Annotated in this window: 30 protein-coding genes and 1 tRNA gene; 17 read left to right on the top strand and 14 right to left on the bottom strand. The window is 70.7% G+C overall.

Annotation, left to right across the window (positions count from 1 at the left end; genetic code table 11):
- Positions 1-27 precede the first annotated feature (27 nt).
- The 5 genes from PKE85_RS07430 to lepA all read left to right on the top strand — a co-directional run bounded on the left by PKE85_RS07430 (position 28) and on the right by lepA (position 7,048).
- Positions 28-1,332, top strand: coding sequence for a UDP-glucose dehydrogenase family protein (locus PKE85_RS07430; protein WP_271204167.1), 1,305 nt, complete (start codon positions 28-30; stop codon positions 1,330-1,332).
- Positions 1,333-1,483: 151 nt separating this feature from the next.
- Positions 1,484-2,356, top strand: coding sequence for a 50S ribosomal protein L11 methyltransferase (locus PKE85_RS07425; protein WP_271204166.1), 873 nt, complete (start codon positions 1,484-1,486; stop codon positions 2,354-2,356).
- Positions 2,357-2,452: 96 nt separating this feature from the next.
- Positions 2,453-3,295 carry a universal stress protein gene (locus PKE85_RS07420; RefSeq protein WP_271204165.1) on the top strand — a complete coding sequence of 281 codons (843 nt, stop codon included), beginning with the start codon at positions 2,453-2,455 and terminating at the stop codon, positions 3,293-3,295.
- Positions 3,296-3,363: 68 nt separating this feature from the next.
- Positions 3,364-5,184, top strand: coding sequence for an aminopeptidase P family protein (locus PKE85_RS07415; protein WP_271204164.1), 1,821 nt, complete (start codon positions 3,364-3,366; stop codon positions 5,182-5,184).
- Between the two features lie 58 nt (positions 5,185-5,242).
- Positions 5,243-7,048 carry a translation elongation factor 4 gene (gene lepA, locus PKE85_RS07410; protein WP_271204163.1) on the top strand — a complete coding sequence of 602 codons (1,806 nt, stop codon included), beginning with the start codon at positions 5,243-5,245 and terminating at the stop codon, positions 7,046-7,048.
- A gap of 28 nt (positions 7,049-7,076) precedes the next feature.
- On the opposite strand, the gene PKE85_RS07405 is transcribed toward lepA, so the two are convergent.
- The 4 genes from PKE85_RS07405 to PKE85_RS07390 form a co-directional block, all read right to left on the bottom strand.
- Positions 7,077-8,147: a sensor domain-containing diguanylate cyclase gene (locus tag PKE85_RS07405; protein WP_271204162.1), complete on the bottom strand. Its 1,071-nt coding sequence runs from the start codon at positions 8,145-8,147 to the stop codon at positions 7,077-7,079.
- A gap of 127 nt (positions 8,148-8,274) precedes the next feature.
- A complete protein-coding gene (locus PKE85_RS07400) occupies positions 8,275-8,727 on the bottom strand; it encodes a very short patch repair endonuclease (protein ID WP_271204161.1) in 453 nt (150 codons plus the stop codon).
- Positions 8,724-9,872 carry a DNA cytosine methyltransferase gene (locus tag PKE85_RS07395; protein WP_271204160.1) on the bottom strand — a complete coding sequence of 383 codons (1,149 nt, stop codon included), beginning with the start codon at positions 9,870-9,872 and terminating at the stop codon, positions 8,724-8,726. The genes PKE85_RS07400 and PKE85_RS07395 overlap by 4 nt, the downstream gene beginning before the upstream one ends.
- A 35-nt stretch (positions 9,873-9,907) precedes the next feature.
- Positions 9,908-10,096 (bottom strand): YegP family protein, encoded by a 189-nt coding sequence (locus PKE85_RS07390; protein WP_271204159.1) that lies wholly within the window; start codon positions 10,094-10,096, stop codon positions 9,908-9,910.
- Positions 10,097-10,347: 251 nt separating this feature from the next.
- On the opposite strand from PKE85_RS07390, the gene PKE85_RS07385 reads away from it, so the two are divergent.
- Both PKE85_RS07385 and PKE85_RS07380 read left to right on the top strand, forming a co-directional pair.
- Positions 10,348-11,580, top strand: a complete 1,233-nt coding sequence (locus PKE85_RS07385) for a putative DNA modification/repair radical SAM protein (protein ID WP_271204158.1) — start codon at positions 10,348-10,350, stop codon at positions 11,578-11,580.
- Positions 11,577-13,016 (top strand): UdgX family uracil-DNA binding protein, encoded by a 1,440-nt coding sequence (locus tag PKE85_RS07380; RefSeq protein ID WP_271204157.1) that lies wholly within the window; start codon positions 11,577-11,579, stop codon positions 13,014-13,016. Before PKE85_RS07385 ends, PKE85_RS07380 begins: the two co-directional genes overlap by 4 nt.
- Here PKE85_RS07380 and PKE85_RS07375 read toward each other — a convergent pair.
- Entirely contained in the window at positions 12,998-14,239 is a 1,242-nt protein-coding gene (locus PKE85_RS07375) for an MFS transporter (RefSeq protein ID WP_271204156.1), read from the bottom strand. The genes PKE85_RS07380 and PKE85_RS07375 overlap by 19 nt on opposite strands.
- Positions 14,240-14,596: 357 nt before the next feature.
- Here PKE85_RS07375 and PKE85_RS07370 point away from each other — a divergent pair, with 357 nt between their 5' ends.
- The 4 genes from PKE85_RS07370 to PKE85_RS07355 all read left to right on the top strand — a co-directional run bounded on the left by PKE85_RS07370 (position 14,597) and on the right by PKE85_RS07355 (position 18,631).
- The gene (locus PKE85_RS07370) at positions 14,597-15,364 is read left to right on the top strand and encodes a hypothetical protein (RefSeq protein WP_271204155.1); all 768 of its coding nucleotides are present in this window, start codon (positions 14,597-14,599) and stop codon (positions 15,362-15,364) included.
- A gap of 485 nt (positions 15,365-15,849) precedes the next feature.
- A complete protein-coding gene (locus PKE85_RS07365; protein WP_271204154.1) occupies positions 15,850-16,845 on the top strand; it encodes an L-threonylcarbamoyladenylate synthase in 996 nt (331 codons plus the stop codon).
- Between the two features lie 19 nt (positions 16,846-16,864).
- Positions 16,865-18,283 (top strand): FAD-binding oxidoreductase, encoded by a 1,419-nt coding sequence (locus PKE85_RS07360; protein WP_271204153.1) that lies wholly within the window; start codon positions 16,865-16,867, stop codon positions 18,281-18,283.
- Positions 18,284-18,340: 57 nt separating this feature from the next.
- A complete protein-coding gene (locus PKE85_RS07355) occupies positions 18,341-18,631 on the top strand; it encodes a hypothetical protein (RefSeq protein ID WP_271204152.1) in 291 nt (96 codons plus the stop codon).
- A gap of 10 nt (positions 18,632-18,641) precedes the next feature.
- On the opposite strand, the gene PKE85_RS07350 is transcribed toward PKE85_RS07355, so the two are convergent.
- Positions 18,642-19,349 (bottom strand): SOS response-associated peptidase, encoded by a 708-nt coding sequence (locus PKE85_RS07350; RefSeq protein ID WP_271204151.1) that lies wholly within the window; start codon positions 19,347-19,349, stop codon positions 18,642-18,644.
- A 108-nt stretch (positions 19,350-19,457) separates the two neighbouring features.
- Between PKE85_RS07350 and PKE85_RS07345 the strand changes: the two genes are divergently transcribed.
- From PKE85_RS07345 to PKE85_RS07330, 4 genes are all read left to right on the top strand, one after another.
- Complete coding sequence (locus tag PKE85_RS07345; RefSeq protein WP_271204150.1) at positions 19,458-19,922, top strand: hypothetical protein; 465 nt, start codon at positions 19,458-19,460, stop codon at positions 19,920-19,922.
- A complete protein-coding gene (locus tag PKE85_RS07340; RefSeq protein WP_271204149.1) occupies positions 19,919-20,362 on the top strand; it encodes an NUDIX hydrolase in 444 nt (147 codons plus the stop codon). The genes PKE85_RS07345 and PKE85_RS07340 overlap by 4 nt, the downstream gene beginning before the upstream one ends.
- 41 nt (positions 20,363-20,403) lie before the next feature.
- Positions 20,404-20,853 carry a TIGR02301 family protein gene (locus tag PKE85_RS07335; RefSeq protein WP_271204148.1) on the top strand — a complete coding sequence of 150 codons (450 nt, stop codon included), beginning with the start codon at positions 20,404-20,406 and terminating at the stop codon, positions 20,851-20,853.
- 109 nt (positions 20,854-20,962) lie between these two features.
- A complete protein-coding gene (locus tag PKE85_RS07330) occupies positions 20,963-21,217 on the top strand; it encodes a hypothetical protein (protein ID WP_271204147.1) in 255 nt (84 codons plus the stop codon).
- A 105-nt stretch (positions 21,218-21,322) separates the two neighbouring features.
- Here PKE85_RS07330 and PKE85_RS07325 read toward each other — a convergent pair whose 3' ends face one another.
- Positions 21,323-21,556, bottom strand: coding sequence for a DUF2934 domain-containing protein (locus PKE85_RS07325; RefSeq protein WP_271204146.1), 234 nt, complete (start codon positions 21,554-21,556; stop codon positions 21,323-21,325).
- A gap of 127 nt (positions 21,557-21,683) precedes the next feature.
- Entirely contained in the window at positions 21,684-22,049 is a 366-nt protein-coding gene (locus PKE85_RS07320) for an ArsR/SmtB family transcription factor (RefSeq protein ID WP_271204145.1), read from the bottom strand.
- Positions 22,050-22,155: 106 nt separating this feature from the next.
- Between PKE85_RS07320 and PKE85_RS07315 the strand changes: the two genes are divergently transcribed.
- Complete coding sequence (locus PKE85_RS07315; protein ID WP_271204144.1) at positions 22,156-22,902, top strand: glucose 1-dehydrogenase; 747 nt, start codon at positions 22,156-22,158, stop codon at positions 22,900-22,902.
- A gap of 184 nt (positions 22,903-23,086) precedes the next feature.
- Here the strand turns inward: PKE85_RS07315 and PKE85_RS07310 are convergent.
- Both PKE85_RS07310 and gph read right to left on the bottom strand, forming a co-directional pair.
- Positions 23,087-23,161: transfer RNA gene (locus PKE85_RS07310), tRNA-Val, on the bottom strand.
- Positions 23,162-23,253: 92 nt separating this feature from the next.
- The gene (gene gph, locus PKE85_RS07305) at positions 23,254-23,931 is read right to left on the bottom strand and encodes a phosphoglycolate phosphatase (RefSeq protein WP_271204143.1); all 678 of its coding nucleotides are present in this window, start codon (positions 23,929-23,931) and stop codon (positions 23,254-23,256) included.
- Positions 23,932-24,105: 174 nt separating this feature from the next.
- On the opposite strand from gph, the gene PKE85_RS07300 reads away from it, so the two are divergent.
- On the top strand, positions 24,106-24,951 hold the full coding sequence (locus PKE85_RS07300; RefSeq protein WP_271204142.1) for a DUF3108 domain-containing protein: 846 nt from the start codon (positions 24,106-24,108) through the stop codon (positions 24,949-24,951).
- A 213-nt stretch (positions 24,952-25,164) separates the two neighbouring features.
- Here the strand turns inward: PKE85_RS07300 and PKE85_RS07295 are convergent, their stop codons facing one another.
- From PKE85_RS07295 to PKE85_RS07280, 4 genes are all read right to left on the bottom strand, one after another.
- Positions 25,165-25,791 carry a queuosine precursor transporter gene (locus PKE85_RS07295; RefSeq protein WP_271204141.1) on the bottom strand — a complete coding sequence of 209 codons (627 nt, stop codon included), beginning with the start codon at positions 25,789-25,791 and terminating at the stop codon, positions 25,165-25,167.
- Positions 25,792-25,798: 7 nt separating this feature from the next.
- Entirely contained in the window at positions 25,799-26,107 is a 309-nt protein-coding gene (gene rpmB / locus PKE85_RS07290; protein ID WP_271204140.1) for a 50S ribosomal protein L28, read from the bottom strand.
- A 169-nt stretch (positions 26,108-26,276) separates the two neighbouring features.
- Positions 26,277-26,573: a hypothetical protein gene (locus tag PKE85_RS07285; RefSeq protein WP_271204139.1), complete on the bottom strand. Its 297-nt coding sequence runs from the start codon at positions 26,571-26,573 to the stop codon at positions 26,277-26,279.
- A 43-nt stretch (positions 26,574-26,616) separates the two neighbouring features.
- On the bottom strand, positions 26,617-26,925 hold the full coding sequence (locus PKE85_RS07280; RefSeq protein WP_271204138.1) for a DUF167 family protein: 309 nt from the start codon (positions 26,923-26,925) through the stop codon (positions 26,617-26,619).
- Positions 26,926-26,938: the final 13 nt, after the last annotated feature.

Below are 26,938 nucleotides of genomic sequence, written 5' to 3'. Positions count from 1 at the left end.
CTTGGACCTCAGGGGGACGATGGCCGCATGCGCGTCACGATGATCGGTTCTGGCTATGTGGGGCTTGTTTCGGGCGCCTGCTTCGCGGACTTCGGACATGAAGTCACCTGCGTCGACACCGACGCCGCCAAGATCGAAGGGCTGAAGAACGGCGTCATGCCGATCTACGAGCCCGGCCTCGACGATCTGGTCGCCCGCAACGTGGAAGCCGGCCGCCTCACCTTCACCACCGATCTCGGACCCGCCGTGAAGGACGCCGCCGCGGTGTTCATCGCGGTCGGCACCCCGTCGCGGCGCGGCGACGGCCATGCGGACCTGACCTACGTCTACGAGGCCGCCCGTCAGATCGCCAAGGCGGTCGACGGCTACACCGTGGTCGTGGACAAGTCGACGGTTCCGGTCGGCACCGGCGACGAGGTCGCCCGCATCATCAAGGAGACCCGCCCGGACGCGGACGTCTCCGTGGCCTCCAACCCGGAATTCCTGCGCGAAGGCAACGCCATCGGCGACTTCAAGCGCCCGGACCGCATCGTGGTCGGCGTCGAGGACGAGCGCGCCAAGGACGTGATGGAGGAGCTGTACCGCCCGCTCTACCTCAACGTGGCGCCGCTGGTGTTCACCGGCCGCCGCACCGCCGAACTGATCAAGTACGCCGCCAACGCCTTCCTCGCCACCAAGATCACCTTCATCAACGAGATCGCCGATCTCTGCGAGAAGGCCGGCGCGAACGTTCAGGAAGTGGCCCGCGGCATCGGCCTCGACGGCCGCATCGGCTCCAAGTTCCTGCACGCCGGCCCCGGCTTTGGCGGCTCGTGCTTCCCCAAGGACACCCGCGCGCTGGTGCGCACCGGCCGCGACTTCGGCACCCCCATCAAGATCGTCGAGATGGTCGAGGAGGTGAACGAGGCCCGCAAGCTCGCCATGGCGGAGCGGATCAAGGACGCGCTCGGCGGCGACCTCTCGGGCAAGACCGTGGGCGTTCTGGGCCTCGCCTTCAAGCCGAACACCGACGACATGCGCGAGGCGCCCTCGCTCGCCATCATCCCGGCGCTCGAAGCGGCCGGCGCCAAGGTGAAGGCCTACGACCCCGAGTCCATGGCCCAGGCCAAGCCGCACCTGCCCAACGTCGCTTATGTGGACGACGCCTATTCGGCGATCGACGGCGCGGACGCGCTGGTGATCCTGACCGAATGGGACCAGTTCCGCGCGCTCGACCTGACCCGCGTGAAGAGCCTGCTCAAGTCCCCGGTCGTGGTCGACCTGCGCAACGTCTACCGCAAGGAAGACATGATCGAGCGCGGCTTCCAGTATCAGGGCGTCGGCATCGGCTGATCGCGACCTGATCCGCATCGTCTCCGAAGGCCGGCGGACGCCCTCCGCCGGCCTTCGCGCGTTCAGGCGCGGCCCCTGCGCCCTTGCGCGACCGGAATTTCCGTCCATAAGCGTGCCCGCGGCCGGTCGGCCGCCATTACGGGAGCCGCCCATGTCCACCCCGCTCGTCCGCCTGCGTCTCGACGAAGCCACCGCCAAGCGCGTGGCCGACGTGCTGGAGGACGCCTTCCCCTTCGGCGAGGCCTCCGTCTCCGCGTTCGAGACCGCCAAGGATGAGTGGGCGGTGGAGGTCTACGGCGGCCCGGACGCCACCGCCGAGGAGCTGGCCGCGGCGCTGCGGGAGGCGCTCGGGCCGGAAAGCGCGGGGCTTCGCATCGAGGCCGACGCGATCGAGGAGGCGGACTGGGTGGCGAAGAGCCTCGAAGGCCTGGCCCCCGTGCCCGCCGGCCGGTTCGTGGTCTACGGCTCCCACGATCGCGACAAGATCCCGGCGGACGCCATCGGCATCGAGATCGAGGCCGCGCTCGCCTTCGGCACCGGCCATCACGGCACCACCCGGGGCTGCCTGCTGGCGCTGGACGAGCTGCTGACCGAGCGCCGCTTCGAGCGCGTGCTCGATCTCGGCGCCGGCACCGCCGTGCTCGCCATCGCGGTGGCGCTCGCCCAGCGCGGCCCCGTGCTCGCCACCGACATCGACGAGATGTCGGTCCAGATCGCGGCCGAGAACGCCGAGGCCAACGGCGCCGGCGCCTTCGTGGAGGCGGTTCACGCCACCGGTTTCGACCATCCGGTCTTCGCCGAACGCGGGCCGTTCGACCTGATCGTCGCCAACATCCTGGCCGGCCCGCTGGTGGAGCTCGCGCCCGACGTGAAGCGCCATCTGGCGGAGGACGGCCGGGTGGTGCTCTCCGGCCTGATGACCCATGAGGAGGAGCGCGTGCTCGACGCCTACCGGGCGCAGGGCCTCAACCTCGTCGTCGCGCGTCAGCTCGAGGGCTGGTCCACGCTGGTGCTCGCCGCCTGACACGCAAGCGTGATCGCGCCGCTTGATCCAGATCATCGGCTGAGCGCGCGGCCCCCGGCAGGAACGGTCTCCGAACCCTTTCGGAGGACACGCGCCATGCCGCTGATCGCGAACGTCAAGACCATCCTCGTCGCCGCCACGGAAGAGGGCGAGGGCGAACGCTCGGCCGCGCTCGCCTATGGCCTGTCTCTGGCGGCCGCGGCCGACGCCCGCCTAGTGGTCCATTCCGCGTCGGTGCCGCTGGACCTGCCCCATGGCCGGGGCGGCGCCACCGCCGGCGGCCTGATCGCGGCGGAGAACAAGCGCCTGCGCGCGCTCACCGAGCAGGTGGCGGACGAGGTTCGGCGCGGCGCGGCGCTCGGCGGCGTCGCCTGCGTCACCGAAGCGCCCCAGCTTCCTTACGCGGAGCTGCGCGACCGGCTGCTGGCGCAGGCCCGGGTCAGCGACCTCGTTCTGCTCGACGCGGATGCGAGCGTCCTCTCCGTGGACGGCGGCCTGCTACGGGCGCTGATCTTCGCCGGCGGACGCCCCGCCATCGTCGTGCCCAGGGGCGTCGACGCCTTCGCCTGCAGGACCGTGCTGGTGGCGTGGGACGGCAGCGAGCCGGCCTCCCGCGCCGTCGCCGGCGCCCTGCCGCTGCTGCGCGCCGCCGAGACGGTGGAGATCGTCTGCTATGTGGGCGAGAAGGACCTGTCCCGCAGCGCCTCGGGCGCGGACCTCACGGTCGCGCTCGGCCGCCACGGCGTCAACGCCGTGGTCAAGGAGCTGCCCGCGGGCGACGACGTGGGCGCGAGCCTGCGCGATCAGGCGGGGCTCGTGCGCGCCGACCTGATCGTCATGGGCGCCTTCGCCCGCTCCTCGCTGCTGGAATGGCTGTTCGGCGGCGTCACCCAGCGCATGCTGAGCGAAAGCCCGGTCCCGCTGCTGCTGGCGCACTGACGCCCGCGCGGGCGGATGCGCCTCGCGCCGAACTGGCTTACAACGCCGGTCGGCGCGAGGAGACCATCATGTTCGAAGCCGTGTTCCAGTCGTTCGAGGAAACCGCCGATCCGGGCCAGGGGGCGCCGCGGCTCGCGCGCCTGCGCGCGCGGCTCGACGCGCTTGGGCTCGACGGCTTCCTGCTGCCGCGGGCGGACGAACACCAGAACGAATACCTGCCGGCCTGCGCCGAGCGGGTGGCGTGGCTCACGGGCTTCACCGGCTCCTACGGCTTCGTCGTCGTGCTGAAGGAGCGGGCCGCGCTGTTCGTGGATGGGCGCTACACCGTGCAGGCGCGGACGCAGGTGGACGCCGCCGCCTTCACCACGGTGAACGTGGGCGAGACCACGCCGGCCGACTGGCTGAAGGCCAATCTGGGCTCCCGTCAAACGATCGGCTACGATCCCACGCTGCACACGCTTGAGGGGCTGGAGCGGCTGGAAAAGGCTGCGAGCGCCGCCGGCGCCCGGCTGGTCCCGCTGGACGAGAACCCCGTCGACGCCGAATGGATCGACCGACCGGCGCCGCCCTCCACGCCCGTGCAGCTGCACGACATCGCCTTCGCCGGCGAAGACGCCGCCTCCAAGCTGGATCGCCTTCGCTCCGAGCTAAAGGATTCCCGCGCCGACGCGCTGTTCACCGCCGACGCCCATGCGCTGGCCTGGACCTTCAACATCCGAGGCGCGGACGTGGCGCACACGCCGCTGCCGCTGGGCTTCGCGGTGATCCCGGCCGAAGGACGGCCGACCGTGTACATCAACGGTCGAAAACTCTCCAACGCCGTGCGCGTGGTTCTGGAGACGCTGGCGGACGTGGCCGAGCCCAACGCCCTGCCCGCGGGCCTCGACGCGCTCGGCGCGGCGGGCGCGACCGTGCGGCTCGACGCCGGCGCCACCGCGGCGTCCTTCGCGCGCCGGCTGGAAGCCGCGGGCGCGACGCTGCAGCGGGGCGCCGATCCCGTCGCCAGGCTGAAGGCGGTGAAGAACGCGGTCGAGATCGCCGGCGCCCGGGCCGCCCACCGGCGCGACGCGGCCGCGCTCTGCCGCTTCCTCGCCTGGCTCGACGCCGAGGCGCCGGAGGGCGGCCTGACCGAAATCTCAAGCGCCGAAGCGCTGGAGAGCTTCCGGCGGGAGACGGGCAAGCTGAAGGACGTGTCTTTCCCGTCCATCTCCGCCGCGGGCGCCAACGCCGCTCTGCCCCACTACCGGGTCACCCGCGTCAGCGACGCCCCGCTCACCCCCGGCTTCTACCTGATCGATTCCGGCGCCCAGTACGAGGACGGCACCACCGACGTCACCCGCACCGTGGTGATCGGCGCAGCCTCGGACGAAATGAAGGACCGCTTCACCCGCGTGCTGAAGGGCCACATCGCCATCTCCACCGCGGTGTTCCCGCGCGGCGTCTCCGGCGCCCAGATCGACGCCTTCGCGCGGCGGCCGTTGTGGGAGGCCGGGCTCGACTTCGACCACGGCACCGGCCACGGCGTCGGCTCCTATCTTTCGGTGCACGAAGGGCCGCAGCGCATCTCCAAGCTCGGAACCACGCCGCTGGAACCGGGCATGATCCTGTCCAACGAGCCCGGCTACTACCGGGAGGGCCATTACGGCATCCGCACCGAGACGCTGGTGCTGGTGGAGCCGCGGGAGATCTTGGGCGCCGAACGGCCGATGCTGGGCTTCGAGACCCTGACGCTGGCCCCGATCGACCGCCGCGCCGTCCTGCCCGCCCTGCTGACGCCGGAGGAGCGCGCCTGGCTCGACGCCTACCACGCCCGCGTTCTCGCCGAGGTCGCCCCGCTGGTCGATCCGGCGACCGCGCGCTGGCTGGAGGCCGCCTGCGCGCCGCTGTGAGACGCCGCGGCCCCTGATCTCCTTGCCGAGTCGCGCGGTCCCTGCTATCCGCGCGGCCATGACCGCCGCGCCCCAGACCAACATCCGCAACTTCTCCATCGTCGCCCACATCGACCACGGGAAGTCCACGCTCGCCGACCGCCTGATCCAGCAGACCGGCGGGCTTCAGGCGCGCGAGATGACCGAACAGGTTCTCGACTCCATGGAGATCGAGAAGGAGCGCGGCATCACCATCAAGGCGCAGACCGTGCGCCTGACCTACACGGCCGAGGACGGCAAGAGCTACATCCTCAACCTCATGGACACGCCGGGCCATGTGGACTTCGCCTATGAGGTGTCCCGCAGCCTCGCCGCCTGCGAAGGCTCGCTGCTGGTGGTGGACGCCTCCCAGGGCGTGGAGGCGCAGACCCTCGCCAACGTCTATCAGGCGCTGGACAACAACCACGAGATCGTGCCGGTCCTGAACAAGATCGACCTGCCTGCGGCCGAGCCCGACCGCATCAAGGAGCAGATCGAGGAGGTGATCGGCCTCGACGCCTCCGACGCGGTGCCGATCTCCGCCAAGACCGGCATCGGCATCGATCTGGTGCTGGAGGCGATCGTGAAGCGCCTGCCGCCGCCTGTGGGCGACGTGGACGCTCCGCTCAAGGCCATGCTGGTGGACAGCTGGTACGACGCCTATCTCGGCGTCGTCGTGCTGGTGCGCATCGTGGACGGCGTGCTCAAGAAGGGCATGAAGGTGCGCCTGATGGGCACCGGCGCGGTCTACGACGTGGACAAGGTCGGCGTGTTCACGCCCAAGATGGCGGACGTGGAGAAGCTCGGTCCCGGCGAGATCGGCTTCCTCACCGGCTCCATCAAGGAGGTGGCCGACACCCGCGTCGGCGACACCATCACCGAGGAGAAGCGCCAGGCCGCCGCGATGCTGCCGGGCTTCCGCCCCGCCCAGCCGGTGGTGTTCTGCGGCCTGTTCCCCGTGGACGCCGCCGACTTCGACGACCTGCGCGCCGCCATGGGCAAGCTGCGCCTGAACGACGCCAGCTTCACCTTCGAGATGGAGAGCTCCGCCGCGCTCGGCTTCGGCTTCCGCTGCGGCTTCCTCGGCCTGCTGCATCTGGAGATCATCCAGGAGCGGCTGGAGCGCGAGTTCAACCTCGACCTGATCGCGACCGCGCCGTCGGTGGTCTACAAGATCAACATGGCCGACGGCTCGGAGATCGAGCTGCACAACCCGGCGGACCTGCCGGACGTGATGAAGATCACGGACATCGCCGAACCGTGGATCCGCGCCACCATCCTCACCCCGGACGACTATCTCGGCGCGGTGCTGAAGCTGTGCCAGGACCGGCGCGGCGTGCAGATCGACCTCAACTATGTGGGCAAGCGCGCCATGGTGGTCTACGATCTGCCGCTGAACGAGGTGGTGTTCGACTTCTACGACCGGCTGAAGTCCATCTCCAAGGGCTACGCCTCGTTCGACTACAACATCACCGACTACCGCATCGGCGATCTGGTGAAGATGTCGATCCTCGTGAACGCCGAGCCGGTGGACGCGCTCTCCATGCTGGTGCACCGCACCCGCGCCGAGGCCCGCGGCCGGGTGATGTGCGAGAAGCTGAAGGAGCTGATCCCGCCGCACCTGTTCCAGATCCCGGTGCAGGCCGCCATCGGCGGCAAGATCATCGCCCGCGAGACGATCCGGGCGCTGCGCAAGGACGTGACCGCCAAGTGCTACGGCGGCGACGCCAGCCGCAAGCGCAAGCTGCTGGACAAGCAGAAGGCCGGCAAGAAGAAGATGCGCCAGTTCGGCCGCGTGGAGATTCCGCAGGAAGCCTTCATCGCCGCGCTGAAGATGGACGAGTGAGAGCGGCGGCCGCCATCGGCTGCGCCCGTCAGGCGCGCTCCTCCCGGCCCCGCGCGGCGAAAGGGCTGGCGCGGGACGCCGGCGCGGCCGACACGCAGCGGTCGCGTCCCTGCGCCTTGGCGGCGTAGAGCGCAGCGTCCGCGGACGCCATCAGGTCGTCCAGGCCAGCGCCCGCCTCCGGCCATGACGCCACGCCGAAGCTGGCGGTGACCTGGAACGGGCCGTTCGCGCTCTCGAACGTTTCGGCCGCGATCGCATGCTGCAGCCGGCGCGCCACCTCCAGCGCCTCGGCCTCTCCCACGGGCAGCGCCACCGCGAACTCCTCACCGCCGAGACGGCCGAGGGGATCGCCGGCCCTGAGCTCCGCCTGGCAGGCCGCGCTCGCGCGGCGCAGCACCAGATCGCCCGTCATGTGGCCGTGGGTGTCGTTGACCGACTTGAAGCGGTCGAGATCGAACGTCACGAGGCTGAACGGGCCTCCGCGCAGCGCGGCGTGATCCAGCCCCCGCTCCGCCTCGACCCGAAAGGCGCGGCGCGACAGGACGCCGGTCAGCGCGTCGGTCGTCGCCTGCCGCCGGAGATCGAAAGCGTCCATCACCACGCCTGCGAGATCGTTCAGCGCCGCCACATCTTTCCGCGCGAAGGCGCGGGGCTTCGTGTCGATGACGCACAGCGCCCCGAGCGCGACCCCTTCCGCCGTGCGCAGCGGCGCGCCGGCGTAGAACCGGATGTGCGGCGCGCTCACCACGAAGGGATTGTCCGCAAAGCGCAGGTCGCGCGTGGCGTCCAACACCACCAGCGGTTCATCCCGCTGAATGGTGATGTTGCAGAAGGCCGGCTCGCGCGGCGTCTCCTGCGCCTCGAACCCTTGCCGCGACTTGAACCATTGCCGGTCCCGATCGATCAGCGAGATCAGCACGACCGGCGTGTCGAACAGCCGCTGACCGAGCCGCGTCAGCCGATCGAAGCTCTCCTCCTGCGGCGTGTCGAGCAGATCGTAGGAGCGCAGCGTCGCGAGACGGGCGTCCTCGCGCTCGGGCGAAAGACGGCAGGACATCAGCGCGGGCCGCGCGTCATCCGGGCGAAGGCGAGATGCCATGGGGGCGCTTCTCCCTTGAACCAGCGGGTGCGGATGGCGTCTCCATCCGCGGCGCATTCGCTTTATAGGGCGCATTTCGGTCGTTCGACCACCGCGCGCGCGGCCTGCGACACAACGACCACGGGCGTCACATGCCGGAAGGGGCGCTGTCGTCCTGCGACGACGGCGCTCCGCGTTTCCCCAGAAAGGCGACGAGGCGCTCCGCAAGCGCCGCGGGCGGCTTGAGCTCGCATTCCCACAGCACGAGCGCGTCCCAGCCGAGATCGGCCAGCGCCGCGAGCGCGTGCGCGTCCCTGACCATGTTGCGGGCGATCTTCCGCCGCCAGTACTCGGCGTTGGTCTTGGGCGCCCGCGCGCCGCGCGCGCAGTCGTGCCCGTGCCAGAAGCAGCCGTGCACGAAGATCACCTTCTTCCGGGACGGGAACGCCAGATCGGGCCGCCCGGGCAGATGCTTCGCCTGCAGTCGAAACCGGTAGCCGAGGCCATGCGCGGCGCGGCGCACCAGCATTTCGGGCCGGGTGTCGCGCGCCCTCACCGCGCGCATGATGGCCGAGCGGCGCTCCGGGGCCTCCGTCGTCACCCCGCAGCCCGCGCCGGCGTCGGCCGCCCAAGCGCCGGCTCCAGCACCTGCTCCGCCAGGAACCGCACCACCGGCGCCGCCACGCCGTCGCCGGCGAGCTTGTAAGCGTCGTTGTACTTCGCCGGCAAAACATAATCGTCCGGCAAGCCCATGAGCCGCGCCGCCTCCCGCGCCGAGAGCAGCCGGCTGCGCACGACGCCGTTCTCGATCACCAGCAGCGTCTGCCGGCTGGACCCGCCCGCGGGGGTGCGGAGACAGCCGGCGACGCCGTCGAAGCGCGCCTCGGCCCGCTGGACCCGGGCGCCGGACGCGTCCAGCCTCATGCGCCGATAGACCGTGCCCACGCGCCGCTCGCCGGACGACACCGCGGCCGCCACCCGCGCCCGATGCAGCGGCGCCATCAACGCAAGAAGCGCCTCCGTCTGCTCCGCCGACCGCCAGCGCACCCCCGTCGGCGCGTCCTCGATCATATCGTCGAGGCGGGCGACATTGGCCCGCGGCGCCGCGGGCTCGAGCCAGAGCCAGCGGCGCTTGGCCTCGTCGCTCAGGCGCTCCCGGGCGACCACCAGCGCCTTCGGATGCCATGGCTCCCGGGGCGAGACCCCCGAAGCGACGCTCCCCACGCCCGCCGCCTCATGGAACGCGACGATGAACAGCCGCGGCCGCGACTGGGGCACGAACAGCGCCGCGTCGATCACCAGCGCGCCGAAGCGGTAGCCGGCGCCGGCGAGCGCCTCGCCGATGGCCGCGAAATCACGGCCTCCGCGCGAGGTCAGCGCGCCGCAGACATTCTCCAGCACCAGCGCCCGCGGCGCCCGTCCCTCGACGCCCAGCGCCTCGATCAGAGCCCAGAAGCCCCAGAACGCGCCCGATCGCGCGCCGTCAAGCCCAGCGCCGGCGCCGGCGAGCGACAGATCCTGGCAAGGGAACGACCCCCAGGCCACATCCGCCTGTCCGGGCACCTGGTCCGGACGCAGCGCATGCACGTCGCCCACGTGGAGATCCGCATCGCCCCAGTTGGCGCGGTAGGCCGCAGCCTTCTTCGGGCTGAGGTCGTTCGCGAACAAACAGCGCCAGCCGACCCCGAGCCCGGCGCGCGCCATGCCGCCGCCGGCGAAGAACTCGTAAAACGTGAAGTCGTCCATCGCCGGCGTCATATCCGCCCAAACACGTCGGAACGTCAGGCCACCGCCGTGGTGGTGTCGTCCGTCGCCGCGCCGGGCGCATTCTTCTTGATCGACTCGATGGCGCTCACGGCCGAGGCTTTGGACTTGTAGCCCTCGGAACCGAACAGCGTCTGCCCGTTGGATGCAATGAACCGAAACCGGTATTCGCCAGCCTTATCCTTGTAAATCTGGAACTTGTACATTGCAAACTCCGCAAGGAATCACCGCCCGACGCAGATTAGGCCCTTCCCGAAGCCGACGTCAAAATCTGCCGATGTTTTCCTCGCCTTCCCCGGCGTCAGGCGACGAGACGCGCCGCCCAAGCCCCTTCCGCGCCGGCGTTCTCCGTCCATCCAGCCCACCAAAGCCTCGGCAATCCATCACACATCGCGGACGTTGACAAGAACATTTAATGAACATACGAAATACATAACGCTAATGAGGGGGAGCGATCGTGGACCTCGCCGTCAAGCTGTCGATTCTCGCCGACGCCGCGAAATACGATGCGTCCTGCGCGTCGAGCGGGACGGATCGCCGTCATTCCGGCCCGGCCCGCCCCGGCGGCCAGGCGCAGGGCCTGGGCTCCACCGAAGGCGCCGGGATCTGCCATTCCTACGCGCCGGACGGGCGCTGCATCTCGCTGCTCAAGATTTTGCTGACCAACGCCTGCGCCTTCGACTGCCTGTATTGCGTCAACCGCGCCTCGAGCAACGTGCGCCGGGCCCGTTTCACGGTGAAGGAGGTGGTCGACCTCACGCTCGATTTCTACCGCCGCAACTACATCGAGGGCCTCTTCCTTTCGTCCGGCATCGTCCGCAGCGCGGACTACACCATGGAGCAGGTGGTTCGGGTGGCGAAATCCCTGCGGCTGGACCATGGCTTTCGCGGCTACATCCATCTGAAGACCATCCCGGACGCCGATCCCGCGCTGCTCGCCGAGGCCGGGCTCTACGCGGACCGCCTCTCGATCAATCTGGAGCTGCCGACGGAAGCCGGACTGTCCCAGCTGGCGCCGGAGAAGGACGCCCGCGCGGTGCGCCGGACCATGGCGCAGCTGCGCGGACGCATCGAGGAGGCGAAGGCGGAGGCGCGCGCGCCCCGGTTCTCGCCCGCCGGCCAGAGCACGCAGATGATTATCGGCGCGGACGACAGCGACGATCGCGCGACGCTTGAGACCAGCGCCAACCTCTACGGGTCCTACCGGCTGAAGCGGGTCTACTACTCCGCCTTCAGCCCCATCCCGGACGCCAGTTCCCGGCTGCCGTCCAAAGCCCCGCCGCTCATGCGCGAGCATCGGCTCTACCAGGCCGACTGGCTGATGCGGTTCTATGGCTTCTCGGTTCACGAGATCACCGAAGCTGACGGCATGCTCGACCTCGCGCTCGATCCCAAGCTCGCCTGGGCGCTGCGCCATCGCGGCCTGTTTCCGCTCGACGTCAACCGCGCCTCCCGCGAGGAGCTGCTGCGGACGCCCGGACTTGGGCGCACCACCGTGGAGCGCATCCTCAGCGCCCGCAGGTTCCGGGCGCTGCGCGTCGAGGATCTGAAGCGGATGCGGGCGCCGCTTGGCAAGGCTCTGCCGTTTCTGGCGACCATCGACCATCGCCCGCGCGTCAGCGTCCTCGACGCCGCCAACCTGCGCGACCGGCTGGTTCCGCCGCCGCGCCAGCTGGCGCTCGGCCTGTGACGCCCCGGCGCGTGACGCTCGCCCACGACGCCGACGTCGCCGGCTGGCGCGCGGCGGCGCGGTCGCTGCTCGCGCGCGAGGTGGAGCCTGCGGACGTCATCTGGCGCGTTGGGCGCGAGGCGGGCGATCTGTTCGCGGACGCGGGCGAGGACGTGGAAAGTTGTGAGGATCCGGCGCCCACGCGCGCCATCCCCCGCGCGTTCGTGGAGCTTGCGGAGCGCGCGCTGCTGCATTCCGATGCCACCCGGTTCGATCTCTGCTACCGGCTGCTGCGGCGCGTGGCAGCCGAACGATCGGCGCTGGACGACGCGGCTGATCCCGACGTGGCCAGAGCCACCGCCTTGGCCAAGGCGGTGCGGCGCGACGCCCACAAGATGACCGCCTTCGTGCGGTTTCGGGCCGCGGGCGACGGCAGCTTCGCGTCCTGGTTCGAACCCGAGCATCACATTCTGGAAGCGACCGCGCCGTTCTTCGTCCGCCGCTTCGCCGCCATGCGGTGGGCCATTCTGACGCCGGAGCGCTCCGCGTTCTGGGACGGCCGGGAGCTGACCTTCGGCGCCGGCGCCCGACGCGCCGCCGCGCAGGCCGACGACGCCATGGAGGATGTGTGGCGCGCCTATTACGCCAGCATCTTCAATCCCGCGCGGCTGAAGGTGGCCGCCATGCGGTCGGAAATGCCGCGCAAGTACTGGCGCAACCTGCCCGAGGCCGCGCTCATTCCGTCTCTCATCGCCAAGGCCGGACAGGCGACCGAAGCGATGACCCAGGCGGCCCCGACCCCGGCGAAACGCAATCCGACCCGCCTGCGAACGCCTGAGGGAGCGCCGGCCCCTGTGGGCCAGCCGGACTCGCTCGCCGTGCTGCATGAGGAGATCGACGGCTGCCGCGCCTGTCCGTTGTGGGCGCCCGCGACCCAGGCGGTGCCGGGCGAAGGGCCGAAGGACGCGTCCATCATGGTGGTGGGCGAGCAGCCCGGCGACCGGGAGGACATCGCGGGACGCCCCTTCGTCGGCCCCGCGGGCGCCCTGTTCGACAGGGCCGCGGCGGAGGCGGGCCTGACGCGCGACCGGCTGTACCTCACCAATGCGGTCAAGCATTTCAAGTTCGAGCCGCGCGGCAAGTTCAGACTGCATCGCTCGCCGAAGGTCGACGAGGTTCGGGCCTGCGCGCCCTGGCTCGCCCGGGAGCGGGCGCTGGTGCGGCCGAAGCTGGTGGTGGCCATGGGCGCCACCGCCGCGCGCGCCGTGCTCGGGGCGCCGGTGACGGTTGGCGAGCGACGCGGCCGCGTGGAGACGCTGCCGGATGGCTCCGTGGCGCTGGTCACGGTGCATCCCGCCTATCTGCTGCGCCTGCCGGACCGGGAAGCGCAGGCGCGGGAGTATGGCCGGTTCGTGGACGACCTGCGGCTGGCGGCCGCCTATCTGGACGCGGCCTGACGGCGATGCGCGTCGCGGCGCTCCAGCCCGAACGAGGCCAGCGCCACCACGAGGCCGCCGAGCGCCAGCGCGGCCCCCACCCAGGACGGAGCCGTCCAGCCATAGCCGAACAGCAGCGCCAGTCCGCCAAGCCAGGCGCCGAGCGCGTTGGCGAGATTGAAGGCGGAGTGGTTCAGCGCCGCGGCCAGCGTCTGGGCGTCGGCGGCCACATCCATCAAACGCGTCTGCAGCGCAGGGCCGATGGCGAGGCAGCCGCCGATCAGAAACAGGTTCGGCGCCGCAAGCCAGACCCAGGACGAGGCGACCGAGAAGGCCGCAAGCGCAAGCGCGTTCCACACCAGCACGCCGAGAATCGTCGCCTTGAGCGCGCGGTCGGCGAAGTAGCCGCCGGCGATGTTGCCCACGATCATGCCGCACCCGAGCACCGCCAGCATCACCGGCACGGCCCCCGGAGCGAGGCCGGTGACGTGGGTCAGCGTGGGAGCAAGATAGCTGTAGACCGCGAACATGCCTCCGAAGCCGATGGCGGCGATGCCCAGCGTCAGCCAGACCTGAGGCTTCAGGAAGGCGGTCAGCTCCCGCGCCGGGCTCGCGCCCTGCGGCGCGGCGATGCGCGGCAGGCAGATCCGGACCGCGAGCGCCGTCAGCAGCCCGAGCGCCGCCACCGCCACGAAGGTGGCGCGCCAGCCGAAAGCCTGTCCGAGCCATGTGGCCAGCGGCACGCCGACCACATTCGCGACGCTGAGGCCGAGCAGCACGTTGCCGACCGCCTGGGCGCGGCGGTGCGGCGGCGCGAGCGAGGCGGCGACCAGCGACGCGACGCCGAAATAAGCGCCGTGCGGCAGGCCGGCGACGAACCGGCCCGCGTTCACGGCGAGGTAGCCGGGCGCGAGCGCGCTCGCAAGATTGCCGAGCGCGAAGAACAGCATGAGTCCGATCAGCAGCGCGCGGCGCGGCGCGGACGACAGCGCGATCGCGAACAGCGGCGCGCCGACCACCACGCCGAGCGCATAGGCGCTGATCAGATGGCCGGCTTCGGGAATGGAGACGCCGATGTCCTTCGCCACCTCCGGCAGCACGCCCATGGCGGCGAATTCGCCGGTGCCGATGGCGAGCCCGCCGACCGCGAGCGCGATCTGGCCCGCCGCCGCGCCATAGGGGGCGGAGACCGGAGCAGCCGCCTCGCGCGACGTCTCGTCTGGACCAGACGCTTCGGCGGTCATGCACGCGCTCGTCATGGATCGGCTCCGGCCAAAAAAAAGGGCCGGCAAGCCGGCCCAAAGTCTAGGGAGGAAACGCCCAAGGAGGGCTGCGTCCGACCAGAGCCAGACACAAGACTGGGTATACCGGGCCGCCCGCCATGCTGCAACGCAACCCAGCGCATTGCTGTCATGCGTTTACCCGGTGCCACACCTCGCCGGGAACATCTGAAATGCTCGGGATTTTGTCGTGCATCTGCACGCAATGACGGCGATATTGCGTCGCAATATGGCCGCGCGACAGCCGCACTTCCGGTCGCCGATGCTGGATCGGCCACGGAAGAGCGCTATGACCATTGAGGAGCGGGAGAGGAGCAATCCATGACGGCCGACAGGGCGAAGTCACAGGACCGCACGCCGCTCACCGGCGCTTCCGCCTTCATGCAGCGGGAGGCGAAAGCGGCCAAGTGGCCAAAACGTCCAATGCTTCTGGCTCTTGGACTGGCGACGGTCGCGCTCGCGGCCTGGGCCGCCGGGTCCGGCGAACCGGCGTCTGAAGCGCCCCGCGACGAATCGCGCCCTGCGGCCGCGACCGCCGGCGCGGTTGCGGCCGCACCCTCCGGGACCGAGCTTGCGGCGATCGAACGCCGCCTCCGCGCCGCGACGGAAGCCGCCGAGGCGGAGGAAGCGCGCCTGCGCGATCTGACCGCGAAACGGGAGGCGCTGCAGCGCGAGATTTCCGAGCTCACGGCGCCGCTTTCGCCCTCTGACGCGAAGGAGGAGCTGGCGTCAGCGCAGACGGACGAGACCTCCGGCCGTCCTCCTGCGGAAAGCGCGGCCTCCGCCTCTGAGGCCACAGGCGTGCGGGTGTTCATCCATGTGCGCGCGAACGATCCGGAAGCGCGGCGCCGGGCGGCGAGCTTGGCCCACGCGTTGCGCGAGCAGGGCGTGGACGTCGCCGCCGTGCGCGGCGTGCCCCGTGCGGTGCGGCGCGATCTGGTGCGGTTCTTCTACGACGGCGACGAGGCCGCCGCGGCGAAGCTCGAAAGCGCGCTGAAGCAGATGGACGGCGCCGCGCCGCTCACGCAGGACTTCCGCAGGCGCTCCACGGCGCCAAGGCGCGGCACGCTGGAGATCTGGCTGTCGTGAACCGCGCATAAGAAAAGGGCGCCCCATGGGACGCCCTTTTCTCGCCGCACCCGGCGCCGGAAGGTCTTCTCGACCTGCTTTATCGGCTCTGCGCGTGGAGCCACCAGGACATGGCGGTCATCCAGAACGCGAACGGGGTGCCAGACAGAGGGTGCATGATTAAAACTCCTGCACGACTTTGGTTGGACATCTTTAGGCGAATATTCGCTCATCGACATCCGACGATGTGTTTTTACAACGAAACATCATGTGAAAGCGTTCCACAACACGACCATGGATCGACGACGTCCGGATAAGCTCAATGCGACGCCCCTCAGGGCTCGCCGGCGCCGAAAGCCGAACGCCCGCGGTCGAGCAGATCGGCTTGGGCTCACTGAAGGGGTCGTCTCGCTCCACGCCGTCCGGGCGCCGCCCTCTCCGCTTGCGCGCGGAAGCCCCGGAGCGCACAAGAACCTGCCGTTCAGCCTTTTGAGATCCGTCAGGACGTGACCCAGACCGCAGCGCCGCAGACCCCGCTTCGCGTCACCCGCCGCCTCGGCCCGGCGGAGACGGCGGAGGCCGGCCGGCTGCTGGCGCAGGGCGGGCTGGTGGCTTTCCCCACGGAGACCGTCTACGGCCTCGGCGCCGACGCCACCGACCCGCGCGCGGTGGCCTCGCTCTACGCCGCCAAGGGGCGGCCGGCGTTCAACCCCCTGATCGCGCATGCGTCTTCTCTCTCCGAAGCGCGCCGCTTCGGCGCGTTCGACGCCGACGCGGACCGGCTGGCGCGCGCGTTCTGGCCGGGCCCGCTGACGCTGGTGGTGCCAGCCCTGGACGGCTGCGCGGTGAGCGATCTCGCGCGGTCCGGGCTGCCCACGCTCGCGCTCCGGGTTCCCGGCCATCCGATCGCCCGCGCCGTGATCGAGGCGGCGGGTCGCCCCATCGCCGCGCCCTCCGCCAACCGCTCCGGCCGGGTGAGCCCCACCACGGCGGAGCATGTGCTCGGCGACCTCGACGGTCGCATCGACGCGGTGCTCGACGGCGGCGCCGCCTCGGTGGGGGTGGAGTCCACCATTCTCGCCTGCCTCGACGGCCGGGTGCGGCTGCTGCGGCCGGGCGGGATCGCCCGCGACGAGATCGAACGCGCGCTGGGGCGCCCGCTGGACGCCGGCTCCGCACCGGCGCAGGCGCCCATGGCCCCCGGCGCCCTCGCCTCCCACTACGCGCCCGATGCGGCGCTGCGGCTCGACGCCGAAAGCGTGAGGCCCGGCGAGGCGCTGCTCGCCTTCGGGCCCGAGCCCCTGCCCGGCGAGGGCGACGCCGTGGCCGTGATCAACCTGTCGCCACGCGGGGACGCCGCGGAAGCCGCGGCCCGCCTGTTCGGCGCCCTGCGCGCCCTCGATCGCCGCGCGGCCGTGATCGCGGTCGCGCCCATTCCCGCCGCCGGCCTCGGCGAAGCGATCCGCGACCGGCTCGCCCGCGCCGCCGCCCCCCGCCCCTGACGCCTTACGCGAGCCTGTGATGACGCCCGAACTCGAAGCCCGCTTCCGCGCCCTGGTGGCCGACCGCGACGCGCTGGACGGGGACGCCGCCGCCCCCAAGCTCGTGGAGCCGCGCGGCCTCTATCGCGGCAAGGCGGCGCTGGCGCTCACGCCGCGCACGGTGGAGCAGGTGTCCGCCATCCTTGCGCTCGCTTACGACAACGACGTGGCGGTGGTGCCCCAGGGCGGCAACACCGGGCTGGTGGGCGGCCAGACCCCCTCCCCCGACGGCGCGCAGATCCTGCTCTCCACCGCGAAGCTCGACCGCATCCGCGAGGTGGACGCCGGCGGCGCGCTTATGGTGGCGGAGGCGGGCGTCACGCTGCAGCGGGCGCAGGAGGCGGCGGCGGAGGCCGGGCGGCTGTTCCCCTTGAGCCTCGGCTCGGAAGGCAGCTGCACCATCGGCGGCAACATCGCCACCAACGCCGGCGGCACCGCGGTGCTGGCCTATGGCAACATGCGCGATCTGGTGCTGGGCGTGGAGGCGGTGCTGCCGGACGGGCGGATCTGGAACGGGCTGCGACGGCTGCGCAAGGACAACACCGGCTACGACCTGAAGCACCTGTTCATCGGTTCGGAGGGCACGCTGGGCGTCGTCACCGCCGCGGTGCTGAAGCTCTATCCGGCGCCGCGGGAGACCGCGACCGCGCTGGCGGGCCTCGCCTCGCCCCAGGCGGCGGTGGAGCTGTTCCGCATCGCCCGCGCCCATGCGGGGCCGACGCTCACCGGCTGCGAGCTGATGCCGCGCATCGGGCTCGACTTCACCTTCCGCCACATGGCCGGAACCCGCGATCCGCTGGAGGGCCCGCACCCCTGGTACATCCTGCTGGAGCTGTCCTCCCCGCTGGAGGGCGGCCTCGCCGAGACCCTGGAGACCATCCTCGGCGAGGCGTTCGAGGCCGGCGTGGTGGAGGACGCGGCGATCGCGGCCTCGGGCGAGCAGGCGCAGGCGTTCTGGCGCATAAGGCATGGGCTGTCGGAGGTGCAGGGCCACGAAGGCGGCTCCATCAAGCACGACGTGTCCGTGCCGCTGTCCTCGGTCGCGGAGTTCGTGACGGAGGCGACGGCGGCGGTGGCGGACCACGCGCCGGACGCGCGGGTGGTGGCGTTCGGCCACATCGGCGACGGCAACATCCACTTCAACGTGTCCCAGCCCGTGGGGGCCGACAAGGCGGCCTATCTCGCCGGCTGGGACGCCATGAACCGGGTGGTGCATGCGGTGGTCGCCCGCTACGGCGGCTCGGTCGCCGCCGAGCACGGCGTCGGCCGGCTGAAGCGCGGGCTGCTGGCGGAGGTGAAGTCCGACGTGGAGCTCGACCTGATGCGGGCGGTGAAGCGGGCGCTCGACCCCAAGGGCCTGCTCAACCCCGGCGCGATCCTGTCGGAAACCCGCCCTTAACGCCGCAGGCGCGAAGGTGGGCGGCGTTTGCGTGGGTTTGTGTATGGAGTAGCCCCGATGACCCGTCTGGCCGGACGTCTGATGTTCGCGCTCGCCCTGCAGTTGCTCGTCACCGGCGGCGCGGCCCAGGCCGGGCACGAGGCGGCGCGCCGCTGCGAGCCCGTCCGCGTGTTCAAGACGCCCTACAAGGAGCAGGTCTGCTACGCGGGCGATTACGGCTACGCCGCCTGCCGCTGGATCAAGCGCACCTATGTGGTGCGCGTCCCCAGCGAATGCGTGCGGCCCGTGCTCTACGAGGACGCCGAGCGCATTTCGCCCCGCGGCCGGGCGCTCTCCACCAAGGGCTGACGCTCCGGTCTCAGATCAGCCGCGGCTGCGCCAGCTCCAGCGGCTCTTTGGGCGGATAGACCGGCCGCTGCACCTCCGGATCGTCGTTGGAGGCCTGGTTGACCCGGGCGCCGACCGCGACCGCCTCGAAGGCGCCGACCGGTGCCGGGTGCAAGCCCCGCAGCGCAAGGCTGCGGCCGTCCACCCGCGTGTCGAGCCAGGCTTCGAACATCTCCTCCGGCAGCGCCGCCGGCATGCGCTCGTGGATGCCGGCGAGGTCCGGGCTCGCGGTGACGGTGACGATCGCGACCGAGCGCAGTTCGGAGCCGTCCGGGCGGGTCCAGCTCTCCCACAGGCCGGCGAACAGGAACGGGCGCCGGTCCGGCCGCCGGATCAGATAGGGCTGCTTGAATCGGCCGACCGATTTCCATTCGTACCAGCCGTCCGCCGGCACGAGGCAGCGCCGGCGCTGCAGCGCCGAGCGGAACACCGCCTTCTGCGCCAGCGTCTCGGCGCGGGCGTTGAACATCACCGGCAGCGCGCGTTCGTCGGCGGCGAAGCTCGGCACCAGCCCCCAGCGATGGGCCGCGAGCGTCCGGACGCCGTTCTCCGCCAGAACCGCCGCCACGGGCTGGGTGGGCGCGATGTTGTAGCGGGAGGGTAGATCGTCGCCCTCCATCGATCCGACGAGGGCTTCGATGGCCTTTCTGCCGCTCGTCTGCGCGAAACGTCCACACATACGAAGTTTTCCTGACCCGACCGTGGCCTTAGGCTTAACGCCCGCGAAAGCGGATGCCTAGGATGATCTTGGCGCCCCTCGACCGAGGCGCCTCTGGAACGTTCGTCTATGTCCGCCGTCGCATCCGAAATCGAGACGCTTGCCCCTCCCGCCGCGCCCTCGCGGGAGGAGATGATCCAGGCCAACGTGGACCCAGACACCGGGCTCGCGACGGATTACCTCAACCATTTCAATGAAATGATCATGCTGCTCGAACTGCTCGGCGACATGCCGGAACTGGTCGACGACGTGCTCGACTGGGCGCCGCTGTCCTACCGGGCGCATTTCGAACGTTCGGCGCTCAGCGGCCGCCATGTGGCGATCGCCGCCTACGAGGCCGCCGATCCGCGGATTCGCGCCGCCTTCGACGCCGCCATCGCCGACCTGAACGGCTGGCTTTCAGCGGCGCAGGGCCGGCTGCGCGACGCGCCGGCGGACGCCGTTCCGCGGCTTGCCCCGGGATTCGCGGCCGAGACGCGGCCGCTGCTCGCGCGCGCGGACGCGGTCATCCACGGCGATCTGTCCCGGGCATGAGCGGAGACGACACCCTGCGGACCCGGCCGTCGCGCCCGTTCGTCGCCGCGAGCCTGATCTGCGTGCGCGACGGCCGGGCGCTGCTGGCGCGCCGGGGGGCGGCTCCCATGCGCGGCGTCTGGTCCGCGCCGGGCGGCATGATCGAGCTGGGCGAGACCGCCGCCGAGGCGGCGCTGCGCGAATTGACCGAGGAGACCGGGGTCTCGGCCCACATCGCCGGGCTGATCGACGTGGTGGACGTGATCCTGAAGGCGGACGACGGCGCGGTGGAGCGACATGTGACGATCCTGGCCTTCGCCGGCCGCTGGCGCGCGGGCGACGGCGTTCCCGGCCCCGAGGCGCTTGAGGTCGGCTGGTTCGCGCCGGACGCGCTCGCGGCGCTCGAGACCACGCCACGGCTCGGGCCGCTGGTGGCCGCGGCGGTGGAGAGGGCGGGCTGACGCGCTTGTCACGGCCAGAGCCTCGCGGCACAGTCGCGCCCGTGACGACGGCCGCGCGCTTCCTTCTCCTGTTCGTGTTCGCGCTGGCCGCCTCAGGCGAGGCCGCGGCGCAATCGGGCGCGGGCGAGCGCAGGACGCCGCCCAAGGCCCCGCCGGCCGCGAACGCCCCCTCCCCTGCGCCCGCGTCCGCGCCGCCCTACGAGCCGCAGCTCATCCGGCTGGCTCAGGTGCTGGGCGGGCTTCACCACCTGCGCGCCGTGTGCGGGGCCTCGGACGCGGGCGTCTGGCGCGAGCGCATGGCGAGCCTGGTGCTGGCGGAAGGCGCATCGCCCGAGCGGCGGGACCGCCTGGCCGGCGCCTTCAACGACAGCTACCGCGCCTGGGCCCGCAGCTACCGCGCCTGCACGCCGGCGGCGGAGCTCGCCGCGCGCCGGTTCCTGGCCGAGGCGAAGGCGGTGGCGACCGACGTCAGCGAGCGCTACGGGCCGTGAAAGCCGGGAAACCTGTCGAATTGTCCCTTCGGCGTTAACCGTTTCTTCCAGAATCGATCCACTTTGCGCCGCGTTCCGCTAGATTCAGGGTGGGACGGAAGGACATGGAATGGCGCAGAACGATTCGAAGACTGACGACGCGGTGACCGACGACCGCCGCGCGGCTCTGGTCTATCTGGACGAGGCCTGGGAGGAAGCGCTGCTCGACGGCCTCGCGCCCGATTGCGTGGCCCACGCCGCGCTGTTCGCGGCGCTGAAGGAGTTCGTGCTGTTTTTCGGCGAGGAAGCGACCGCGAGCTTCGTGGAGCGCCTGCCCGAACGCATCCGCACCGGCGGGTACACCCTCCCGACCCAGCCGCATTGACGACCGCTTAGTCGCTCCGGGCTCCGGCGCGGTTCAATCGCCGGGTTTGCGCCCCGGTCTCCGCCGCGCCGATCCGATCCCGTCGGCGCGGCGACAACCGTGAAATTAGGCCGGCTTGCGACGCGGAGGAGCATCGCTCCCAGACAGCGCAGCGGCCGCCTTTTCGCCGCCGCCGACCGCCGTGCCCGGCGCCGCCTGCCGCTTGGAGGCGGCCTCGCCGCCGTCGTCGCCCAATTCCCGGCTGGCCTGCTCCCAGTGCTCGCGCTCGCGACCGCTGGGCTGCCCTTCCTCGATCCAGATCTGGTAGGCGCGATCACGGATGTCCTGCGTGCGGTCCATGGTTTCCTCCTGTTTACGAAGGAAGCGATCCACCGCCGCGAAAGTTCCAACCAAACGTCCTCCCGCCGGACATCGTTTGGCGGAGGCGGCGCGCGGCGCAACGGCGACCGCCGTTCTCACTGTCAGATCACTCGCCCTTGGACGGACCGGCTCCCTGCGCGCCGCTCGGGGCGTTCGACGCGTAGGCGTTGATGATGGCTGGCAGGAGACCGGGAAAGCGCTCCTCCACTTCCGCCCAGCGCGAATGGTTCCGCAGTTCGACCCCGTGACGTTCGCTGCGGATCAGGCCGGCCTCGCGCAGCACCTTGAAATGATTGGAGAGCGACGACTTGGGGATCACCCGATCGCCCAACGCCGCCACGGCGGAGCAGGCCTGCACGCAGCCGGCCCGCATGATCTTCGCGAAGATCGCGGCGCGGTTGGGGTCGGACAGCGCGTGGATGATCGCTTCCGGGCGCACATCTTCGATCGCCGGGTGAATCAGGGGCCTCATGTTTTCATCATATAGGGCCTTGATCGACGGATCATAGTTCCATATTTCCGAACAATGGGACAAAGGCCGTCAGGCCGACGGTCGCCCACATCGGAGATGTGAGATTATGTCGAAGCTCAAAGGCAAGGTCGCGGTGGTGACCGGAGCATCCAAGGGCATTGGAGCGGCGATCGCCAAAGCTCTGGCGGACGACGGCGCTTCCGTCATCGTCAACTACGCGTCGAGCAAGGCGGGGGCGGACGCGGTCGTGGGCGCCATCGCCGCAGCGGGCGGAAAGGCCGTCGCCGTTAAGGGCGACGTGTCCAAGGTCGCCGACGCGCAGGCGCTGATCCATGCGGCGGTGGAGCGGTTCGGCCGACTCGATGTGCTGGTCAACAACTCAGGCGTCTACGAGTTCGCGTCGATCGAGGAACTGACGGAGGAGCACTACCGGCGCCAGTTCGACGTCAACGTGCTCGGCGTCCTGCTGGCCACTCAGGCCGCGTCGCCGCATCTGGGAGAGGGCGCGAGCGTCATCACCATTTCCTCGGCCATCACGCATGTGAACTCGCCGAACGCGGCGGCCTATGCCGGGACCAAAGGCGCGGTGAACGCCATTTCGGGCGTGCTTGCGAACGAACTGGCCCCCCGCAAAATCCGGGTGAATGTGGTCAGCCCGGGATACGTGGTGACGGAAGGCACGCAGAGCGCCGGCATTGCGGGCTCGGAGATGGAAGCCGGACTGGTGGCTCAGACCCCGCTCGGTCGGGCCGGCCGGCCCGACGACATCGCCAGTGTCGTCACGTTCCTCGCATCCGATGACGCCCGTTGGGTGACCGGCGAAAACATCACCGTAAGCGGCGGCATCCGCTGACCGTGCGCCCCCGCGCTTACGCCCCGCCCGCACCGGGCGGCGCATGAGCGCGGGTCCATGTCTGGACGGCGTTGACGACCGCGCTCGAACCGGAGCGAACGCTTCACGCGCAGCCGAACCTGTCGCCAAGACGAGGGCGCACGGCTCGCTTGCGGAACGCGCGACGTGATTTTTTTAGGAAAAATGGTGCCCGAAACAGGGATCGAACCTGTGACCCCACCCGTGTGAAGGGTGTGCTCTCCCGCTGAGCTATTCGGGCTCCGTTGCGAGGAGGGCTCATTACGACGGTTCGGCGCGGATTTCAATCGTCCGCGCGCGAAAAATCCGTCGCCGCCTCCCCTGTCCACAGGATCAGAGCAGGCCGAGCCCGGCCAGCGCCGCGTCCAGTTCGTCGAAACGGTCGATCGTCACGTCGCCGCCGAGCTCGCGGGCGGGCACGGGCGTGTAGCCGAAGCTCATGACGACGCAAGGGATTCCGGCCGCCCTGGCGGCGGCGACGTCGGTCATGCTGTCGCCGATCATCACGGCGCGGGCCGGATCGCCGCCCACCGCCCGGATCGCGCCCAGCACCGGCGCCGCGTCGGGCTTCGCCACGCCGAAGGTGTCGCCGCCGACGATGGCGCCGAAGCGCTCCGCGGCGCCGAGTTCGCCCAGCAGCTTCACCGCGAAGCGCTCCAGCTTGTTGGTGCAGACCGCAAGCCGCGCGCCCCTCCCCGCCAGCCGGTCGAGCGCTCCTTCCGCGCCGGGAAACAGGTGGCTGCGGTCGGCCATGTGGGCATCGTAATGATCGAGGAACACCCGGTAGAGCTCCAGCACGCGCGGCTCCGGCAGGGTGACGCCCGCCGCCTTCAGGCCCCGCTCCACCAGCGCCCGGGCGCCCGCGCCCAGCATGGCCCGCACCTCGGATTCGGGGATGGGCGGCAGGTTCTCGGCGGCGAGCGCGGCGGTCAGCGCGCCCACCAGATCCGGCGCGGACTCCACCAATGTGCCGTCCAGGTCGAACACCACGGTCGGGGCGGGAGAGGTCATGGGCGAACGTCCTTGGCGGGCGGGATCGGCTCGCCTGAGGGCTTAAAGCCATCCTCCCCGGCCCGGCAAGCGCGACGGGCCTCACAAAAGCCCGCTTCTGCCCTAGCCTTCAGGCAGACGCGTGGGCCCTGAACCGATTCTGATGTCGCCCGCGCCGCACCCATCTGTCCGAGGATGTTCGTGGTCTCCCGCATCGCCGCCGTCTCCGCCGCCGCGCTCCTGATGAGCGCCACCGCCGCCTCCGCCGAGGAGACGCGGGTGCGGGCCCGCTATGACCTGACGCTGGCGGGCTTCAGCATCGGCGCCGCCTCGATGCAGGCCGGCGTGGACGGCAAGGCCTATGACATGAACGTCAGCGTGCGGCTTACGGGCCTCGCGCGCTTCCTCACCGGCGGCCGGGGCGCGGCCACCTCCCGCGGCGTGCTGGAGGCCGCGCGGCCCGTCCCCAGCGCCTACGCCATCAACACCAAATCCGGCGACAAGGGTCAGGTCATCCGCTTCGCGCTCGCCTCCGACGCCGTGAGCCAGCTCTCGGTGGAGCCGCCGTCGAAGACCAACGGGATCGTGCCGTTGACGGAGGCCGACAAGAAGGGAATCGTCGATCCCGTCAGCGCGCTGATGATGCCGGCCCCCGCCGGCGCCGATCCGCTGACGTCCGCCGCCTGCGACCGGGTGCTGCCCGTGTTCGACGGCCGCCAGCGCTTCGACGTGACGCTGCGCTACGACCGCACCGAGGACGTGAAGGCCGCCAAATCCGGCGCCGGGCAGTATTCCGGCAAGGCGGTGGTGTGCAAGGCGAGCTACAAGGCCATCGCCGGCCACAAGCCCGGCCGCAAGCAGGTGACGTTCCTCGAAAGCAACAGGGACATGGAGATCTGGCTCGCGCCCGTGGCCGGAACCCGCGCGCTGCTGCCGTGGAAGATCGCGGTGCGCACGGAAGTGGGGCTGGCGGTGATCCAGGCCTCGTCCTTCGTGGTCGGCGCGCCGGCGGACAGGACCGCCCGAGGCGCGGATCTCTGAGAGCCTGTTCGGAAACTTGCGTTTGGCGTCGTTCCCGAGCGTGTCTCGGGCCTCCACGACGTGAACGCTTAAAAATTTCGTGGCGGAAGATCGTGGACGCCCGCCTTCGGCGAGCGTGACGGGAGCTTGAATCGCATGCTTCCGCATGTTCCAAACGGGCTCTGAGACCACATTTGGATATGGCGCGACGGGCGCCGATGGAATCTCCCGCGCTCAGCGGGCGGGCGCTACGGACTCGAAGGGACGCACGCTCGCCATCAGCGCGGCGTAGGGCGCGAGCAGAACCAGCGCGCCGGCGACCTTCACCAGGAAATCGAACGTTGCGAGGCTGCCCCACAGCGGCGTCATCACGCCGGTTCCCGCCAGCGACACCGGCGCGGACATGCCCGCATCTCCGGCGAAAGCCAGCGTGAAGAACAGGGCGGTGTCCACGGCCGAGCCCAAGAGGCTCGCCGCCAGCGGCGCCCGCCACCAGGCGAGCCGGCGCAGGCGCGCGAACACGCTCACATCCAGCAACTGACCGACGAGAAAGGCCGCGCCCGACGCCAGCGCGATTCGGGGCGTGGCGAGCCCGATCGACAGCGCCACGGCGAGCGCGAAGCTCACATAGACCACGCGCCGGGCGGCGTCCGGGCCGAAGCGGCGGTTGGTGAGGTCCGTGACCAGAAAGGCGACCGGATAAGTGAAGGCGCCCCAGGTCAGCTTGTCGTCCAGCCCGGCGACCTGAACCGGATGCTGCAGCAGAACGTTCGACGCCGCGACGACCAGGGTCATCGCGGCGACAGGCAGCGTCAGATCACGCGCGGCGGCCGAGAAGCGCGACGAGGCCCGCCCGCTCATGAAAGGATCAGGAGGCGGCGGCCTGCTCGGCCGGCGCCTCGGAGGCCTTAGCGATCTTGCGCTTCAGCTCGCGGGCGTTCTGGCTGAGCTCCAGCTCGGAGGCCTTGGCGAGGAACGCGTCCAGACCGCCGCGATGCTCCACCGAGCGCAGGGCGTGGGCGGAGACGCGCAGACGCACCGGCTTGCCCAGCGTCTCGGAGAGCAGGGAGACCTGCACGAGGTTGGGACGGAAGGTGCGCTTGGTCTTGTGGTTCGAGTGGCTGACCTTGTGACCGCTCAGCACGGCCTTGCCGGTCAGTTCGCAACGCCGCGACATGGCAGAACTCCTGGATGATGGCGTCTGGCCCGCGAACCGCCCGGCGCATCGGACCGTGAAGGCCCGCGGCCACGCGAAAGCGCGCCTGAATGAGAAGGCGCCCCTATAGACCGCAGGGCCGCCGCCGTCAAGAAAGCGGGATCTTTCCGCGGCGTCCTCGCCGCACGCGTCACACAGCCCTGCTCGCTTGCGCGAGCCGCCAGCGGGCGCACTCGATATCCGTTCGATCAAACTCCGGCTTGAACCTGAGGATGGCGGCCTCGATCGTCCAGTCCTGCAGGCCGAGCTCGGTCAGTCGGAGAAACCCGCTCTGGACATCGCCGTTCCGGACCAGCCGCCTCATGGCCTCCAGCGTGCCGTGACGCTCCCGCATGCCTTTGAACGCGGTGGGGTGATAGCCCTTTTTCGCGCAGAGACGGATCATCTCGTCGGTGAAGGCTTCAAGGGCGGGCGAGGCTTGGCTCATGGGCCGCAAGTCTACGCGTGAGGTCCCGGTCTTCAAGGGCCCGTCAGCCCGTCGCGGCCCTCAGCCGGGCTTCGATCGCCGCGGGCTCGCCGTCGATTTCGAACAGCTTGATGCGGCTTGAGGCGCCGCGCTTCAGCGCGACCCGGGAGCGCGGCGCGCCGGCCGCCTTGGCGAGCAGGGCGCGCAGCGCGTCGTTGGCCTCGCCGTTCTGCGCCGCGGCCCGCACCCGGGCGAGCAGCACGGCGGTCCCGTCGGCGAGCGTCTCGATCCCGTCGATCGAATCGCGGCCGCCATGGGGCGTCAGCCGCACCCGCACGGACAGAACGCCGTCGCCCGCCTGAAACGGAGACACGGGATTAAGGGCG

The organism is Methylopila jiangsuensis (assembly GCF_027922305.1).
GTDB classification, from domain to species: domain Bacteria; phylum Pseudomonadota; class Alphaproteobacteria; order Rhizobiales; family Methylopilaceae; genus Methylopila; species Methylopila jiangsuensis.
The sequence above is the reverse complement of the archived record's forward strand: the minus strand, read 5'-3'. Positions and strand labels throughout refer to the sequence as shown.